Source organism: Holdemania filiformis DSM 12042 (genome assembly GCF_000157995.1).
Taxonomy (GTDB): domain Bacteria; phylum Bacillota_I; class Bacilli_A; order Erysipelotrichales; family Erysipelotrichaceae; genus Holdemania; species Holdemania filiformis.
Genome location: NZ_GG657583.1, coordinates 1 through 846 on the forward strand (window position 1 = coordinate 1; position 846 = coordinate 846).

An 846-nucleotide genomic window follows, 5' to 3' on the forward strand; every position below is an offset into this window, starting at 1 on the left:
TTTTGCGATTTTGTCGAAAAAAAGTGAATTTTCATGAAAAAGAGGAAGGCTTTTTTGAAATTACCGCAATATTAACAAGTAGAGGGGGTGGGTGAATGTCCATCGATCTACGAGAACGGAAAAAACTAAAGAGAAGAACGATTTCTTTAATGGACGACTGGGTCTTTAAAGCGGTGATCGGCGATCCTGAAGATGAGGTCTGTCTGTCGAGTTTTTTTCAGGCGATTGATCCTGATTTTAGAAAGTACGGTTGTTGCCCGGTGAGAAAAAAGCAGGGCATCCTGACGACAAAGCAATTCGTTATGATATCTGCGGCGTGATCAACGAGAAGATTTATTTTGATCTGGAAATCCAGCGAAACGGAAATCCCGAGGAGCAGGGAATCCGCATCGTTTTCTATTTATCGCGGCTGCTTTCCGGGCAGAGAACAAAGGGAAAGGATTATCGGGAACTGCGGCCGGTGCGCGTGATCATGATCACGAATTTCCGCTTTTTTGACGATCCGGAGGTGAGCAGCGATGTGTTTTATTTAGTCGGAGAGAAAACAGGAAGAACCTTGACAAAACACATTCAAGTGAGTATTATTGAATTAGCAGGAGTGGAACGCTTACAGCGGATTCCAGTCCAGGATTTAACGCCGCTGGACCGGTGGCGCATCGTATTAAAATTCGCCGGCGATCCGGACAAAGCGGCGTGGATTCAAGCGATCATGGCGATCGACGAAGGATGCAGAAGGGCGGTGGAGAAAATGATGGAGATTCCGATGAGTATGATTGAGTACATGTGGGAAACAAAGCGGCTGGACAGAGAAATGATGCGGAATTCAGAGATCCGTGAGGAACGGGA

The 846-nt window shown here is 46.2% G+C and carries 1 protein-coding gene; it reads left to right on the plus strand.

Going from position 1 to position 846, the window contains the following annotated elements:
* Positions 1-253: 253 nt before the first annotated feature.
* Positions 254-846, plus strand: a 593-nt coding sequence (locus HOLDEFILI_RS18085; protein ID WP_244264352.1) for an Rpn family recombination-promoting nuclease/putative transposase, incomplete at its 3' end; no start/stop codon positions are given.